Consider the following 14,537-nt stretch of genomic DNA (forward strand, 5'->3'; position numbering starts at 1 on the left):
GATCACGACCTCTACGTCTACTGCAAAGGCCGGGATTGTGGGCGCCGCGGTGCGCTCGATCTCTCTGGCATTGCGAAGATTCGTGGGAGAGCTCTCACGGTAATCGATCTGGTTGACAAACTACGATGTCAAGAGTGCGGAAATGGTGTTACGTGCAGCATACATCCGCCAACGACCGGTCGAAATTTTGAGAGAGGCGTAATCAGAAAACCATCGCCAGATACTAGGCGACCTCTAATTCTCGGCAGTTAATATCTACCTCATTTGCAATGCCGCCCCCGAGGCGGCATTTTCCTTTTTAACAACCATCCCTGAGAGGGACCAATGTTGACCGCCTTATGGAACTCTGTGCGCCTCGTCGCTGAGTGCGTCGGCTGGATCTTCATCGTGGGCGCCGTGTCTGGCGCTGTCGCCTACATGCACTTCAACCGCGAGCAGGACGTCGAGTGATGTTCGTCGTGGTTCAGGAGCGCCCCTCCAACGATATGATCGCGGCTGGGTCGGAGGCCGAGGGTTACACCAGCTTCGACATGTTCGAGGATCCACTGAAGCGGTCCTGGCCCGCCATGGTGAGTGCCTCTCGCCGGCCTTGCAACGGCGTCTACCTGGTCACCGATGGCCGGCTTCACCGACCACCCTGGCTCGTCCTGGTCTTCTACATCACCCGCTTCGCCCTCGGCTGCATGTGCGGTGCGAGCGCGATGGCCGCCATCCTCTGGTGGAGCCTGCAGGCATGATCACTCTCTACGCCATCCAGCACAAGCCGACCGGCCATTTCCTGCCGGCGTCCAACCGGAAGCGCCGCGGGTATACCAACGACAAGCCGAAGGATCCTTTGAAGGTTCCGCCTCGCCTCTTCCGTCGGAAGGGGGACGCTAAGAACGCCCTGAGGTGGTGGCTGAAGGGGATCACCCACGTGTCCTACGTCGGCTCGTACGACGACTACAACGAGGATTGGCACACCAAACCCGCCCCCGACCGGAAGGCCGAGGAGATGGAGGTCGTTCCGATGAGGCTTACCTATGACGATTGAGAAAGCCCGCGCCTTCGCGATCGGCGCCCACAACGGGATCGGTCAGGTCCGGAAGTACACCGGCGAACCCTACTGGTGGCACTGCCAGAACGTCGCCTGGTGGGTCCGCATGGCGGACTACTGGACCGACGAGATGGCAGCCGCGGCCTGGCTCCACGACGTGGTCGAGGATACCAAGGTAACGCATCAGCAGCTGCTGGATGAGTTCGGCCGGGAAATCGCCTCCCTCGTCCAGCAGGTGTCTGACGTCTCCAGGCCGGGCGACGGAAACCGGAAAGCCCGGAAGCAGCTAGATCTCGAGCACCTAGCCGAGGCCTCGCCGGCGGCCAAGACGATCAAGCTCGCCGACATCATCGACAATACCGAGTCCATCGTCCGCCACGACCCGAACTTCGCCAAGGTTTACCTCGCCGAGAAGGCCGCCCTTCTTGAGGTCCTGACCGAGGGTGACCCGGGGTTGTGGGCGATCGCCAAACGACAGGTGACACCGTGACACCCTCCGAACTCGAATTTCTGACCGCCAAGCGTCGCGCACTCTGCGACCGGCGCGACGCTCTCAATGATCAGATCGTAGCCATGACCAATCGGATCGATGCGATCCGCAACGCCGAGGCCGAGGAAACGATCAGGGCCGGCGCTTCGCTTGCCTGGCTGCTCGACGTCACCAATGAGACAACGGCCTCCTACAAGGAGCTGCAGCGGGTCCTCGCCGAGCACCACTGCATGAGCAGCGGGTATGACACCCGCACGAACCAGACGGTCGTAAAGGTGAGACCTCCGCGGCGCGACCCCGCGGCGCTGGAGAAATGTCTGCAGTTCCTGATCGAGCAGGTGGTGCCGATCCTCGCCTCCGACCCGAAGGAGATCGGGATCTTCGAAAACACCCTGAGCGAGAGCGGCGTCTACAGCCTGGTCGTCCATGACCAATCGGTGGACCTCGTGCTCACGCGATGGCGCCGGCCCACAACCCTCGAAACTTTCCCCGACCTGCGGACCGCCCTCACCTACATCCAGGAGCATCACTACTATGGAGATTGAGACGGCCTACACCGCCCGTGACACCGCCCTCACCCCCACCGTCGACCTGATCCTCATGCAAGGCCGGGCGATCTGCCAGCGCGTGATCGCCATCCAGGAGAAGAAGCCGGACGAGGCGCTGGGCCATGTCGTGGTGCTGGAGCGAGCGCGATGACCCCCACCGTCATCGTCCACTGGGACGAGCAGGGAGGGATGACCTTCCATGTCCACGGCGCCGGTGTGCGCCTCTTCACCGTGGACGAGAGGGCGCCTGACGATCGCGTCTTCGAGATCGAGAGCCGGGTCGAGGAGAAGGACATCGCCGCGATCCTGCGGAACGACCCGGTCGGCCACCTGGGCGATCGCCCGATCGTGGAGCAGGCGATTCGGGCCAAGCTAAACCCCGGCCTTAAGCTCGTCGACTAACCTAGCCCCATCCCTGTGAGGGACCAATGTTCGAAATCCGCTTCGACACCGGCAACTCGGCCTTCGACCAGGCGCCGGACGAGGAAATCAGCCGCGTCTTAGACGAGGTCGCCAAGGAGATCGCCGCCCGCCCCGCTGTGCATTTCAACCGGCGCGAGGACGGCATCATCCGGGACAGCAACGGCAACCGCATAGGCGGGTGGTCCTACAGACCAGCGCGAATCTGATGTTCCGCTGGCTACTCTCGCTGTTCCGTCGGCGCGCGAGGGAGCGCGCTCCACCGCGCAATATCATCGACGAGTTTTGATGACCAGAATTCCGTTCGCCCGGATTCCTGAGGTCTTCAACTTCGGGAAGAACGGGGCCACCAAGCCAGCCGGTGTCACGGTTGAGCCAGGTGGTGATCAGACGGTCAGGTTGGGCGCCCTCAATATCAAGGGCGGTGAGACGGCGGGGCTCATACTGCATGTCCCCGTCGAGCACCTCCCGGACCTGATCCGAGCTCTCCGACAACTCCATCCCTGAGAGGGACCAATGAGGCTCTTCCTCGACGACGAGCGTCCCCCGCCCAACGACGGCAACGACTGGGTCATCGCCCGGACCTACTTCGACGCCGTCGCCAAGACCGTCGAGTGTTGGCTCGCTGGTGACCTGCTCACCTACGTCAGCTTCGATCACGACCTGGGCGAGGGTCCGAACGGCGCCGAGTTCGCTGATTTCCTCGTCATGAACGATGTGGAGAACAACGGCGCCCTGCTCCCCCACGACTTCACCTACTACGTCCACAGCCAGAACCCGATCGGCAAAGCCAACATCGAAGGCAAGCTGGAGGGGTATCTCACCTTCAAACGCAACCATCCCTGAGAGGGACCAATGAAAATCAACCTTGCTGTCGCTCCGGTGGAGCGATCCCAGGACTTCGTCGAGACGGAGTTCTACATCCCGCCGAGCGCGAACCACAAGCTGGCCGAGCTCGTCGTCAAGAATCTGTACGAGAGCCAGATCCGCTTCGTCGTCGAGCTCGTCGCCAATGCCTACGACGCGGCGCCAGGCAAGGCGCCTCGGATCAAGTTCCCGACCAAGCTCGAGCCCTGGTTCGAGGTCCAGGACGAAGGCCTCGGCATGAGCCCGGCGTTCATGCGGTCGACCTACTGCCAGATCTTCTCGTCGACCAAGGACGACGACGACACCAAGATCGGCGGCTGGGGCATGGGCCGGCTGTCCGCCCTGGCCATCACCCAGTCCTACATCCTCATCAGCGACGACGGTGACACCCGGAACACCTACAACGTGTTCCGCGGCGAGAACGGGATGCCGCGGCTCTCGCTGATGCACAGCGGCCCGAGCCAGAAGACGGGCGTCACCGTCACCGTTCCGATCCCGCACGACAAGATCGACGAGATCCGGCGGGAGGGCGCCAAGCTGCTGCCCTTCTTCAGCCCGAAGCCGAACTCCAACCTGGAGATCACGCCTGTCGAGCTGACCTACGAGAACAAGGCCGACGGCTGGGCCATCCGCAAGTTCGCTCCGGACAGCAAGAACGTCGTGGTCATGGGGGGCTACCCCTACCCCATCGACTACAGCTCGCTCAGCTACGGGGACTCCTACAGCATCCTGAGCAGCTTCAACCGGTTCGTGTTCACCGCCCCGGTCGGCACTTTCGACGTCACGTCGAACCGTGAGCGTCTTCGGTACACCGACAAGACCAAGGTGGCGATCGACGCTCTGGTCGAGAAGATCAAGTCGGGCTTCCACGAGTCGATCCAGGATCTGATCCTGGCCCAGCCGACCTACTGGCTGGCCTGCCAGGAGTTTTCCCGGATCGAGCGTCCTCTTCCGGGGTCCCTTTCCGAGCTGATCAAGGGCAAGATCAAGTGGCAGGGCCGTGTGGTCTCCAATCAGATCAAGGTCGTCGGCCACTCTCTCGGTGAGCTGGACAACGAAGGTAAGCGAGACCGCTACCACCGGCCGAGCAAGCCGACGTTCGGTCACCGCTACGAACCGTACGTCTATCCAATCTCCAGCTACCACGACAACAAGGAGCCGGTTCTCGTCTGGATCGACGACGATACGATCAAGAACCAGGCCCGTCGGATCTCGGAGGCCTGCGAGGTTCGTGCCAAGATCTACACCTTCAAGGATCTCGACGTCGTCAAGCAGCTCGGCGATCCGCCCTACCTGACCCTGTCTCAGCTGCCCGAACCGGCGCCGATCCAGCGGAGCCGCTACAGCACCGGACCTCGCGCCAAGGTCAAGATCTACGACTGGATCCGGGGGACGTGGGACGAGGAGACCAGCTGGGACATCAACGCCGGCGGTATCTACGTCGATATGGAGAATGGCGATATCTCGTCAGAGGACGGCGATCTCCTCTGCGGAGCTCGCCAGTGCGCCGAGATCCGCCCCGACCAGTTGATCGCGATCCCGAAGTCCAGCTTCAAGACCCGCGACGGCTACACCCCGTTCAAGACTTTCGTCGACGCCAAGTTGAAGGAGCTTCTGACACGGGACATGAAGAAGGCCCTCGCCAACGTGGTGGGCTTCGATTCCATGGAGTGGAGGAAGCGAGAGTTTCTCGTCACCCTCACCACCTATGCAGACCGAGCCAAGGAACTCCGCCCCTTCCACAAAGTAGTGGAGGACGCGGAGAAGCTACGCCCCTTGGCCCACGCGGCCAAAACCAGAGTGGAACTGAAACCCACCCTTTCCTTCGACCTCGAACCCCTCAAGGCGAAGCGTCCCCTTCTCTTCGAGGTGCTCGGCCATATCAGAAACCCTTCACCCGAACTCATCAACAAAATCCTGTGAGGATCAAATGCTTCCGTACAACATTACGAGCGACAGTCTGACTGTCGTGCTGCCGACTGGCGTGACCAAGGTCATCACCAGCGGCCATCCGAACTTCGAGGCGACGAAGGCCGCCATCAAGGCCCATGAGTGGGATCGTGTGCCGGACCTGGTCGACGTCGCCGCCTCGATCCGCAACTACCTCGAGGGCGCCCAGGGCCGCCTCGTCCTGGATGAGAACGGCAACCTGACCTTCGACGGAGCCGAAGTCCACCACGGCCTGGTCGGCAAGATCATCGATATCCGCGACGAGGGTCACGACCCGGTCCCGCTCGTGAACTTCCTCGAGCGGCTGCTGCAGAACCCGTCCAAGCGGTCGCTGGACCAGTTCTACAACTTCATCGAGCGCAACCACATCACCATCCAGACCGACGGCATGGTGGTCGCCTACAAGGGCGTCCGGGACGACTACAAGGACGAGCACTCCGGCACCTTCGACAACTCGATCGGTAAGCGGCACTCGATGCCGCGCAACCAGGTCGACGACGACGCGGACCGCGGCTGCAGCTACGGCTTCCACGTCGGCTCCTACGACTACGTCAAGGGCTTCGGCCATCGGAAGATGCTCGTCCGGTTCGACCCGAAGGACGTCGTCTCGGTCCCGCACGACGCCAACTGCACCAAGATCCGCGTGTCGGAGTACGAGGTGATCGGCGAGGTCGACGCCGGCACCTTCGCCCAGGCCGAGCCCTTCAAGCAGACCGTGATCGCCTCGGCCGGTGATGAGCGGAAGGTCCTGAACGAGCTCCGGACCTACTCCGCCCTGCTCCGCGCCCTCGCCGACGATGGCGCGGTGCTCGAAGAGACGGTCGTTTTCGTCACCACCGACGAGCTCGAGACCAACGACGAGATCGAGGACGCCATCATCGAACTCGATCACGTCGTGTTCAACGGGCTCGAGATCGACGACTGGAAGCTCGCTTCCTGGACCGAGATCGAAGACACCGAGGGCGCTGTCAACAAGGACGACTACGAGCTGTTCGCCGTCGACGTTCACTTCTTCGACTACAATCCCTACGGCGATGACAACGAGACCGTCGAACTCGTGAAGGGGAAGGTCTGGGCCGCCTCTCGCTACGACGTCGACGAAGAGGTCGACGACCTGATCCAGAGCGACGTGCTGCCGACCAACGGCGCCTCGTACGAGGACTACGAGACCACCATCGTCGACACCCACTAAACCTACGAGGGCGGGGCGCCCTGCCCCGCCCACATTCCCGCGAGGAACCTATGAAGACCTTTCTCATCGTGTGGCTGTTATTCGCCATCTCCGGTATCGCCGGCATGGCCGAGCACCTCATCTACTGCATCAAAACCGACTGGATCGCCATGCTCCTGGTCGGCCTCTTCATCCCGCCGGTCGGCGTGGTTCACGGCCTCGGCCTGCTGCTGGGGGCCTGGTGATGGAGAAGGACATCCGACCGACCGCCGTCCATCTCGCCGATCGGGACTACGACCTCAACCTGAAGAAGCGCACCCGCTCTCAGAAGGCCGCCAACAAGGCCATCATCCAGCGCCTCGGCGCCGACAGCGACGGCGCCTTCCGCGTCCGCAACCGCCTGGACGGGAAGAACTGACCATGCCGAGCCGCATCATTCGCCGCGTCTGCCACGCCCGCGGCCGCTACGCCCGGTTCCATCCGCCGAAGGGTGACGCCAACCGGGGCGTGATCCACAAGCGCGTCGTCGACGGACGAGAGATCTATCTCCACGCCACCAAGGGCTGGAAGACCCGACGGGCTTAACCCCTTGCACAGGGGCAGCACCTTTCAGGTTCGTGGCTAGGCCGGACCACACCTCACAGTCGACCTCGAAGTTCAGAGAAGCTCCGTCGCTGCCCCGCGCTCACGCGCCATTGCAGACGGGAAGGTCGGCATCCGGCCACCCTTACACCATCCCTGAGAGGGACAAATGCTACGCTTCTGCCCGGATATCGGGATGTGGGCGCTCGATCGTCCGCGTTTCGATATCACCAATCCCGACGGTACGGTGACCCGGGGCTCCTGCACCAAGGTCGCCACCTCCTTCTGCAAGGCCACCTGCTACAACAACAAGCTGGAGAAGGTCTTCACCCGCATCCGGAAGCGGGACGTGAAGAACGAGACCTTCTGGCAGCAGCTCACCGGAGCGACCTTCCGAGCGATCCTCAAGCGCAAACGCCGCGTCGTCGCCCGGTTCCGTGGCATGACCCGCGGGGAGAATTTCTCGTCGCACGAGGATGTGTGGCGCTGGAGTGACATCCTGAAAGAAAATCCGGACACCCTCTTCTGGCTCCCCACCAGAGCCTGGTGGGACCCGGAAAAGCAACGCCTCAATTTGTGGCAAATCCTGGAGATCGAGGCGGCTGTGATGTCGCTTCCGAACGCCCGGGTCCAGGCCTCGGTCGACCCGAGCAACATAGCCGGGTGGGCAGCGATCGAAGCCCGCGGTTGGGGCGTCATGTTCTACGGGGACGACAATCCCAACCTCCGCTCGCCAAGTGGACTGAAAGCATTCCACTGCCCTAAGACTTTCAGGCATCTGAAGGGACACTGCGGGATCTGCCGCGCGGGCTGCTTCGACAAAGATCTCGCGTCGAAGCGATTTGTCCACCTGAAGCAACACTGATGTACATCAGCGACCTGGAGTACATCCGCCGTCAGATCCAAACCCGTGGGTTTGTGTCCATCGACGACACGTCAATTCCGTCAAACGGCATAGACGATCACCACATTCCGCATTGCATGCTTAAGGAGAGAGATGATGACGATCACCATGATTCCGGTTCAAAGCTCCAACCTCGCCGCCGTTGGCCATGACGGCATCAGCAGCCTTGACGTGCTGTTCAAGAACGGAGGACACTATCGTTATCAAGGAGTTAGCTCCGACATCTTCGTTCAGATCCTGAATGCCGACAGCGCCGGCAAGGCTCTGAACACGCTGGTGAAGAGCGCCGGCTTCCCGTTCGAGAAGCTTGACTAGAAGCGATACGTAACGTATCTATCAATGCGGCGGAACGTCCCATTGGGACTCTCTGGTAGGGAACAAAAGTTCGGAAACTGGTTATTTTCCGCCGCATCACAGTCGTGATTAATGCGCAAGTGAAACCTTGGTAAGCCGACACATCCCATGAGGGACAAATGTTCATCTCGACCGCCAGGGCCGCGCGGCACCTGGATTTCGATCCTTCGACCTTACAGGCGATGGCAAGGCGGGGGGTTGTTCCAGGTGCAAAGAAGTTCGGCCGCCTATGGCGCTTTGAAAGCGAGCTCTTCTTTGCCTGGGTCAAGGACGATAGTGACAGGCAACGAGGGGTGAAATGCCAAGGGTCTTCCAACGGAAAAACAGTCAAAGCCTCTACATCGCCTATACGAAAGACGGAGTCGAAGTATATGAGTCTGCTCGGACTCAAGACCCGGTAATCGCCCAGCAACTTCTTGATCAACGTCTCGCGGAACAAAACGCCGGCCTAGGCCCCACATGGCAATGGGCTGTCGAGGAGTTCTTCGAGAAGGCGATCATCAAGCCGAAGACCCGAGCCTGTTACCTCTCGAGCGCGAGGAACGTTCACCCGTTCCTCGGGCATCTTCGCATGAAGCAGGTGACGACCACGGTGCTGCGCGAGGTCATCACTGAGCGACGGAAGCAGGTTGTGCGGAACAAGCCGGTAGGTGACACGGCGATCCGTCGGGACCTGGCATTTGTCAGTTCGGTCTTCACCCTGGCACTCGAGACCGAGGAGGAGTGGACGGAGGGGTTTGAGCATCCGGTCCACCGGCTGTCGAAAACCACGACCAAGAACAAGCGGCTCAAGCGCACCACGCGCCGGCGGAGGTTCTTCTCCCCGCGCGAGTTCGGTGCCCTGCTCTGCGCCTGCACGACCCAGCAGCAGCGTCGGATCCTGAAACTGGCCGTCTCCACCGGCATGCGCCGGCAGGAGATCGAGAACCTTCAATGGGAGCGGAACGTCCGCCTCTCTCGTCGCGAGATCGTTCTCTGGGACGACGACACGAAGACGAGCGAACCGAGGACGATCGCCCTGAACGACATCGCTGTCAGGGTCCTGTCCCTGACAGTCCGGAGCAACCAGTGCCCCTACGTTTTCTGGCACATGGAGATCGACGAGAAGGGTCGTCCGGTCCCTGTGAAGTACGCCTCGTTCGCTCAGTGGTGGAAGGGCGTGAAGAAGCGAGCGATCGCTCGGTCACCCGATTCGCGCTTCCACGACCTGAGGCGGACGTTCGCTTCCTGGTGGATCCAGAGAGGTGGCGACTGGGAGGTGCTGAGAACGATGCTGGGTCACTCGCAGTCGGAGATGACGGCCAACTATGCCTACCTTCGGACCGGGGACCTGCACGATGAGATCGCCCGACTGTCAGGGCCGCAACCCGGACAGGACCTTCTGATCGATGACGAAGAGGAGGACGACGAGGATGAATAACTGAGGGATATCAAGGAGATAGTGGCGCGCCCGAGAAGATTCGAACTCCTAACCTTCTGATCCGTAGTCAGATGCTCTATCCAATTGAGCTACGGGCGCGTTCTGCGGGGCGTCGTCGCCGCCCCGTCGTCAGGCGGGCGGAACCTAGTCGATGCCCGCCCCCGATTGCAAGCCCCAATTTCATCGTTCCGACACGAAACGAGACATGCGGCGGCCGCATGGGCGAAGGCCCCTGCCCTGCGGCCGCTTTCCGGCCCGCCCCGGGCGCGCCATCTCCCTGCAAGAATGACCAAGAACGGGGAGGCCATCATGGGACTCGTATGCGGCGTCGCGGGGCGCGTTCTCGCCCTGCTCTTCTTCCTGGCCCTGCCGGCCTTCGCCCAGGCGCAGACCGGGGATACGGACAAGAGCGCAATCGTCGGCGTGATCCAGAAGCAGTTGGACGCCTTCCAGGGCGACCGGGCGGCGGAGGCGTTCGGCTACGCCTCGCCGGGCATCCAGCAGATGTTCGGCACGCCGGACAATTTCCTGGCCATGGTCCGGCAGGGCTATGCGCCGGTGTACCGGCCGCGCTCGGTCGATTTCCGCGAGCTGGTCACCCGCGAGGGCCGGATCGTGCAGAAGGTGCTGTTCGTCGGCCCGGACGGGGTGCCGGTGATCGCCGAATACTTCATGCAGCGGCAGCCCGACGGCAGCTGGCGAATCGATGGCTGCCGGCTGGACCGCAGCGGCGACGAATCGGCATGAGACCTAGGCTTAGGGCGGCGTTGACAAGGCGGACGGGGGCGCTCCATCGTGCGGGCCCGACACCAGAGGCTGCCGATTTCCCGCCATGACCGACACCGCGCTGAAGACCGCCATCGAACAGGCCTGGGCCGACCGCAACAGCCTGACCCCGGCCACCCAGGGCACCGCCCGCGACGCCATCGAGGCGGCGCTGGAGGGCCTCGACAACGGCACCCTGCGCGTGGCCGAGAAGATCGACGGCGAATGGCAGGCTCATCAGTGGCTGAAGATGGCGGTGCTGCTGTCCTTCCGCATCACCGACAGCAAGATCGTCGAGGGCGGGCCGGACGGCGCGGTCTGGTACGACAAGGTGGCGCCGAAGACCCTGGGCTGGGGCGAGAACCGCTTCCGCGACGCCGGCTTCCGCAGCGTGCCGGGCGCGGTCGTCCGCCGCTCCGCCTACATCGCGCCGGGCGTGGTGCTGATGCCGAGCTTCGTCAATGTCGGCGCCCGGGTCGACAGCGGCACCATGGTCGACACCTGGGCCACCGTCGGCTCCTGCGCCCAGATCGGCAAGAACTGCCACCTTTCGGGCGGCGTCGGCATCGGCGGCGTGCTGGAGCCGCTGCAGGCCAACCCGGTGATCATCGAAGACGACTGCTTCATCGGCGCCCGGTCGGAGGTGGTCGAGGGCGTGATCGTCGAGCGCGGCTCGGTGCTGTCGATGGGCGTGTTCCTCAGCGCCACGACCAAGATCGTCGACCGCGAGACCGGCACCGTCAGCTACGGCCGGGTGCCGTCCTATTCAGTGGTGGTGCCCGGCTCGCTGCCCGGCAAGCCGCTGGCCGACGGCACACCCGGCCCGTCGCTGGCCTGCGCCGTGATCGTCAAGCGGGTGGACGAGCGCACCCGCGCCAAGACCTCGATCAACGAGCTGCTGCGCGACTGACCCTCGACATGGCGACGACGGCCGTTCCCGACCCGATCGAGCTGACCCAGGCGCTGATCCGCTGCCCCAGCGTCACCCCGGCCGATGCCGGGGCGCTGGGCGCGCTGGAGGCGGCGCTGGCGCCGCTGGGCTTCCGTTGCGAGCGGATGCGGTTCGAGGCGCCGGGCACCGCGCCGATCGACAATCTCTACGCCCGCATCGGCAGCGGCCGGCCGCATCTCTGCTTCGCCGGCCATACCGATGTGGTGCCGCCGGGCGACGAGACGCGCTGGCGCTTCCCGCCCTTCGAGGGCCGGGTCGCCGAGGGCCGGGTCTGGGGCCGCGGCGCCTGCGACATGAAGAGCGCGGTCGCCGCCTTCGCCGCTGCGGCCGGGCGCTTTCTCGCCGAGCGCGGATCCGATTTCGGCGGCTCGATCAGCCTGCTGATCACCGGCGACGAGGAGGCCGAGGCAGTCAACGGCACGGTGAAGATGCTGCAGGCCCTGGCGGCGCGCGGCGAGGCGATCGATTCCTGCATCGTCGGCGAGCCGTCCAGCGCCGAGGCGGTGGGCGACACCATGAAGATCGGCCGGCGCGGCAGCCTGACCGGTCGGCTGACCGTGCGCGGGGTGCAGGGGCATGTCGCCTATCCGCACAAGGCCGACAACCCGCTGCCCCGCCTGGTGCGGATGCTGGCGGCGCTGAGCCCCGGCCCAGGGGGCCTCGGGCCGGAGATCGACGCGGGCAGCGCCCATTTCGACCCGTCGACCCTGGCGATCACCACCATCGATGTCGGCAACCCGGCAACCAATGTGATCCCGGCCGAGGGCCGCGCCGTGTTCAACATCCGCTTCAACGACCGCTGGACGGCGGAGACCCTGGCCGCCTGGATCCGCGAGCGCTTCGACGCGGTCGGCGGCGACTACGCGCTGGAACTTCGCAGCGGCGCCGACAGTTTCCTCACCGCGCCGGGCGAGCTGACCGGGCGGGTCGCCGGGGCGGTGGAGCGGGTGACCGGCCGCCGCCCGGCCTTCAGCACCTCGGGCGGCACCTCCGACGCCCGCTTCGTCAAGGATTACGCGCCGGTGGTCGAGCTGGGCCTGGTCAACGCCACCATCCACAAGACCGACGAGAACGTGCCGGTCGAGGAGATCGAGACGCTGACCCGGATCTACCGGGCGGTGCTCGAGGACAGCTTCCCGGAGAGGGGCTGACGGCCATGGCGGTCTCTTCGGGCGACATCATCCGCGGCGTCTGGGGCGCCTGGCGCCTGGCCAAGCGCGACACCGGCGGCATGGCGATGTTCGACATCTCGCCGGACGGGGCAGCCAAGAGCTTCGTCGCCGCGGCGCTGGCCTTCCCGCTCTTTGCGGTGGAGCAGGCGGTCGCGCTGGGCTTCCGGTGGCCCCTCCTGCTGCAGCCGGTTCCGCTGGTCATCACCGCCCTGGGGTTCCTGGCCAGCTGGCTGGTGCTGCCGGCGGCCCTGACCTGGATCCTGCCTTGGCTCGGCCGCGGTCAGCGCTTGGCCGGGACGATCGTCGCCTGCAACTGGGCGGCGCTCCTGATCTCGTCGGCCGGATTCGTCGCGCTCATGCTCAACACGCTTGGCCTGTTTCCCGGGCAGTTGGGCTTCCTCGTCCTCATCGTCACGGAGATCGCCTGCTTCATCTATGAGGGCTTCGTGCTGAGGACGGCGCTGGAGGTCGAACTGCCGATCGTGGCCGGGCTCGTGGTGTTCGATGCGCTGACATCCGAGCTGCTGGTCGCCTGGATCACCGGGGCCGTTCAGGCCGCCCTGTAGCGCACCCACAGGAAGCACAGCCCGTCCGGCGGCGCCGTGGCCCCGGCGGCGGCGCGGCTGCGGGCGGCCAGCACCTCGGCGACCCAGCCGGGCGGGTGCTTCCCCTCGCCCACCAGCTTCAGCGTGCCGGCGATGTTGCGGATCTGGTGGTGCAGGAAGGACCGCGCCTCAGCCTCGATCTCGACCGCCTCGCCGCGGCGCACCACGTCCAGCCGGTCCATCGTCCGCATCGGCGACTTCGCTTGGCACTCGGCGGCGCGGAAGCTGGTGAAGTCGTGATGCCCGACCAGGTGCTGCGCCGCCTCGTGCATCGCTGCGGCGTCGAGCGGCCGCGACACCTGCCATGCCTGCCCGGCCTCCAGCGCCAGCGGCGCCCGGCGATTGACGATGCGGTAGCGATAGGCACGCAGGATGGCCGAGGTGCGGGCGTCGAAGCTCTCATCCACCGCCTCCACAGCCAGGATCGCCACCGGCAGCGGCTTCAGGTGGAAATTGACCGCATCGCGGACGGTGCCTGAATCGGTCGGGCGGGCGATGTCGGCGTGCGCCACCTGCCCGATCGCATGCACCCCGGCATCGGTGCGGCCGGCGGCGGTGATCCGCACCTCCTCGCCGCAGAAGCGGTGGATCGCCTCCTCCACCGCCTGCTGCACCGACAGGCCATGCGCCTGGCGTTGCCAGCCGACGAAGGGGCGGCCGTCATATTCGATGGTGAGCTTGTACCGCGTCATCTAGCCCAGGCGGGTTCCGGCCGGAATCGGGAAGCCGTTCAGCAGGTCGCGCGCCGGCACCGGCGCCTTGCCCGGGCGCTGCAGCCGGGTCAGGCGGATGGCGCCGTGGCCGCAGGCCACGGTGAGCTGGCCGTCCAGCACCGTGCCCGGTTCGCCCGAGCCATGGGCGGGCACGGCCGCCAGCACCTTGATGCGCTCGCCCTCATGCAGGAACCAGGCGCCGGGCCGCGGCGTCAGCGCCCGGATCTGGCGATCGACCGCGACGGCGTCGGCCCAGTCGATGCGCTCATCCTCCGGCCCGATCTTGGCGGCGTAGGTCACGCCCGCCTCCGGCTGCGGCGTCTCCACCGCCGTGCCCTCGGCGACGGCGTCGATCGCCGGCACGATCAGCCGGGCGCCGAGGGCGGCGAGCGTGTCGTGCAGCTCCGGCGTCGTCGTCTCCGGCCCGATCGGCACCCGCCCGGCCGACAGCATCGGCCCGGTGTCCAGCCCCGCCTCCATCCGCATGATGGTGACGCCGGTCTCGGCGTCGCCGGCCAGGATGGCGCGGTGGATGGGCGCCGCCCCGCGCCAGCGCGGCAGCAGCGAGGCGTGGATGTTGAAGCAGCC

23 protein-coding genes and 1 tRNA gene are annotated in these 14,537 nt (G+C 64.8%); 21 read left to right on the forward strand and 3 right to left on the reverse strand.

Going from position 1 to position 14,537, the window contains the following annotated elements; genetic code table 11:
* Positions 1 to 449: 449 nt before the first annotated feature.
* The 17 genes from P409_RS00610 (at position 450) to P409_RS00665 (ending at position 9,742) form a co-directional block, all read left to right on the forward strand.
* Positions 450 to 737: a hypothetical protein gene (locus tag P409_RS00610; protein ID WP_034830642.1), complete on the forward strand. Its 288-nt coding sequence runs from the start codon at positions 450 to 452 to the stop codon at positions 735 to 737.
* Complete coding sequence (locus P409_RS00615; protein ID WP_034830644.1) at positions 734 to 1,033, forward strand: hypothetical protein; 300 nt, start codon at positions 734 to 736, stop codon at positions 1,031 to 1,033. Before P409_RS00610 ends, P409_RS00615 begins: the two co-directional genes overlap by 4 nt.
* Positions 1,023 to 1,526, forward strand: a complete 504-nt coding sequence (locus P409_RS00620) for an HD domain-containing protein (RefSeq protein WP_034830648.1) — start codon at positions 1,023 to 1,025, stop codon at positions 1,524 to 1,526. Before P409_RS00615 ends, P409_RS00620 begins: the two co-directional genes overlap by 11 nt.
* Positions 1,523 to 2,071 carry a hypothetical protein gene (locus P409_RS00625; RefSeq protein WP_152613170.1) on the forward strand — a complete coding sequence of 183 codons (549 nt, stop codon included), beginning with the start codon at positions 1,523 to 1,525 and terminating at the stop codon, positions 2,069 to 2,071. Before P409_RS00620 ends, P409_RS00625 begins: the two co-directional genes overlap by 4 nt.
* Positions 2,061 to 2,225, forward strand: a complete 165-nt coding sequence (locus P409_RS38590) for a hypothetical protein (protein WP_161790312.1) — start codon at positions 2,061 to 2,063, stop codon at positions 2,223 to 2,225. Before P409_RS00625 ends, P409_RS38590 begins: the two co-directional genes overlap by 11 nt.
* A complete protein-coding gene (locus P409_RS00630; protein WP_034830654.1) occupies positions 2,222 to 2,476 on the forward strand; it encodes a hypothetical protein in 255 nt (84 codons plus the stop codon). Before P409_RS38590 ends, P409_RS00630 begins: the two co-directional genes overlap by 4 nt.
* A 26-nt stretch (positions 2,477 to 2,502) precedes the next feature.
* Positions 2,503 to 2,703, forward strand: coding sequence for a hypothetical protein (locus P409_RS00635; RefSeq protein ID WP_034830657.1), 201 nt, complete (start codon positions 2,503 to 2,505; stop codon positions 2,701 to 2,703).
* Positions 2,704 to 3,010: 307 nt separating this feature from the next.
* Entirely contained in the window at positions 3,011 to 3,340 is a 330-nt protein-coding gene (locus P409_RS00640) for a cyclic-phosphate processing receiver domain-containing protein (protein ID WP_034830661.1), read from the forward strand.
* 9 nt (positions 3,341 to 3,349) lie between these two features.
* Positions 3,350 to 5,284 carry an ATP-binding protein gene (locus P409_RS00645; protein ID WP_034830666.1) on the forward strand — a complete coding sequence of 645 codons (1,935 nt, stop codon included), beginning with the start codon at positions 3,350 to 3,352 and terminating at the stop codon, positions 5,282 to 5,284.
* Positions 5,285 to 5,345: 61 nt separating this feature from the next.
* On the forward strand, positions 5,346 to 6,503 hold the full coding sequence (locus P409_RS35885) for a hypothetical protein (RefSeq protein WP_152613171.1): 1,158 nt from the start codon (positions 5,346 to 5,348) through the stop codon (positions 6,501 to 6,503).
* A 50-nt stretch (positions 6,504 to 6,553) separates the two neighbouring features.
* Positions 6,554 to 6,727 carry a hypothetical protein gene (locus P409_RS38595; protein WP_161790313.1) on the forward strand — a complete coding sequence of 58 codons (174 nt, stop codon included), beginning with the start codon at positions 6,554 to 6,556 and terminating at the stop codon, positions 6,725 to 6,727.
* Positions 6,727 to 6,900, forward strand: coding sequence for a hypothetical protein (locus P409_RS38600; protein ID WP_161790314.1), 174 nt, complete (start codon positions 6,727 to 6,729; stop codon positions 6,898 to 6,900). Before P409_RS38595 ends, P409_RS38600 begins: the two co-directional genes overlap by 1 nt.
* Before the next feature lie 2 nt (positions 6,901 to 6,902).
* Entirely contained in the window at positions 6,903 to 7,067 is a 165-nt protein-coding gene (locus P409_RS38605) for a hypothetical protein (protein WP_161790315.1), read from the forward strand.
* Between the two features lie 166 nt (positions 7,068 to 7,233).
* On the forward strand, positions 7,234 to 7,929 hold the full coding sequence (locus P409_RS00655; RefSeq protein ID WP_152613172.1) for a GP88 family protein: 696 nt from the start codon (positions 7,234 to 7,236) through the stop codon (positions 7,927 to 7,929).
* 135 nt (positions 7,930 to 8,064) lie between these two features.
* Complete coding sequence (locus P409_RS00660) at positions 8,065 to 8,283, forward strand: KTSC domain-containing protein (protein WP_034830731.1); 219 nt, start codon at positions 8,065 to 8,067, stop codon at positions 8,281 to 8,283.
* A 158-nt stretch (positions 8,284 to 8,441) separates the two neighbouring features.
* Complete coding sequence (locus P409_RS41455; protein ID WP_152613173.1) at positions 8,442 to 8,723, forward strand: helix-turn-helix domain-containing protein; 282 nt, start codon at positions 8,442 to 8,444, stop codon at positions 8,721 to 8,723.
* Positions 8,621 to 9,742 (forward strand): tyrosine-type recombinase/integrase, encoded by a 1,122-nt coding sequence (locus tag P409_RS00665; protein WP_081991068.1) that lies wholly within the window; start codon positions 8,621 to 8,623, stop codon positions 9,740 to 9,742. The genes P409_RS41455 and P409_RS00665 overlap by 103 nt, the downstream gene beginning before the upstream one ends.
* Positions 9,743 to 9,764: 22 nt before the next feature.
* On the opposite strand, the gene P409_RS00670 is transcribed toward P409_RS00665, so the two are convergent.
* Positions 9,765 to 9,841 (reverse strand) — tRNA-Arg (locus P409_RS00670).
* Positions 9,842 to 10,051: 210 nt separating this feature from the next.
* On the opposite strand from P409_RS00670, the gene P409_RS00675 reads away from it, so the two are divergent.
* From P409_RS00675 to P409_RS00690, 4 genes are all read left to right on the forward strand, one after another.
* Positions 10,052 to 10,489, forward strand: coding sequence for a DUF4864 domain-containing protein (locus P409_RS00675; protein ID WP_081991072.1), 438 nt, complete (start codon positions 10,052 to 10,054; stop codon positions 10,487 to 10,489).
* Positions 10,490 to 10,574: 85 nt separating this feature from the next.
* Positions 10,575 to 11,417: a 2,3,4,5-tetrahydropyridine-2,6-dicarboxylate N-succinyltransferase gene (gene dapD / locus P409_RS00680; protein ID WP_034830677.1), complete on the forward strand. Its 843-nt coding sequence runs from the start codon at positions 10,575 to 10,577 to the stop codon at positions 11,415 to 11,417.
* Between the two features lie 8 nt (positions 11,418 to 11,425).
* Positions 11,426 to 12,610, forward strand: a complete 1,185-nt coding sequence (gene dapE / locus P409_RS00685) for a succinyl-diaminopimelate desuccinylase (protein ID WP_034830680.1) — start codon at positions 11,426 to 11,428, stop codon at positions 12,608 to 12,610.
* A 5-nt stretch (positions 12,611 to 12,615) separates the two neighbouring features.
* Positions 12,616 to 13,197: a hypothetical protein gene (locus tag P409_RS00690; RefSeq protein ID WP_034830683.1), complete on the forward strand. Its 582-nt coding sequence runs from the start codon at positions 12,616 to 12,618 to the stop codon at positions 13,195 to 13,197.
* On the opposite strand, the gene truA is transcribed toward P409_RS00690, so the two are convergent.
* Together truA and P409_RS00700 are read right to left on the reverse strand one after the other, a co-directional pair.
* Positions 13,182 to 13,928, reverse strand: a complete 747-nt coding sequence (truA, locus tag P409_RS00695; protein ID WP_034830686.1) for a tRNA pseudouridine(38-40) synthase TruA — start codon at positions 13,926 to 13,928, stop codon at positions 13,182 to 13,184. The genes P409_RS00690 and truA overlap by 16 nt on opposite strands.
* Positions 13,929 to 14,537: methionyl-tRNA formyltransferase (locus P409_RS00700; RefSeq protein WP_034830688.1), on the reverse strand; the 609-nt coding region annotated here is incomplete at its 5' end.

The sequence above is a fragment of the Inquilinus limosus MP06 genome (genome assembly GCF_000767795.1).
In the GTDB taxonomy this organism is placed as follows: Bacteria; Pseudomonadota; Alphaproteobacteria; order DSM-16000; family Inquilinaceae; genus Inquilinus; species Inquilinus limosus_E.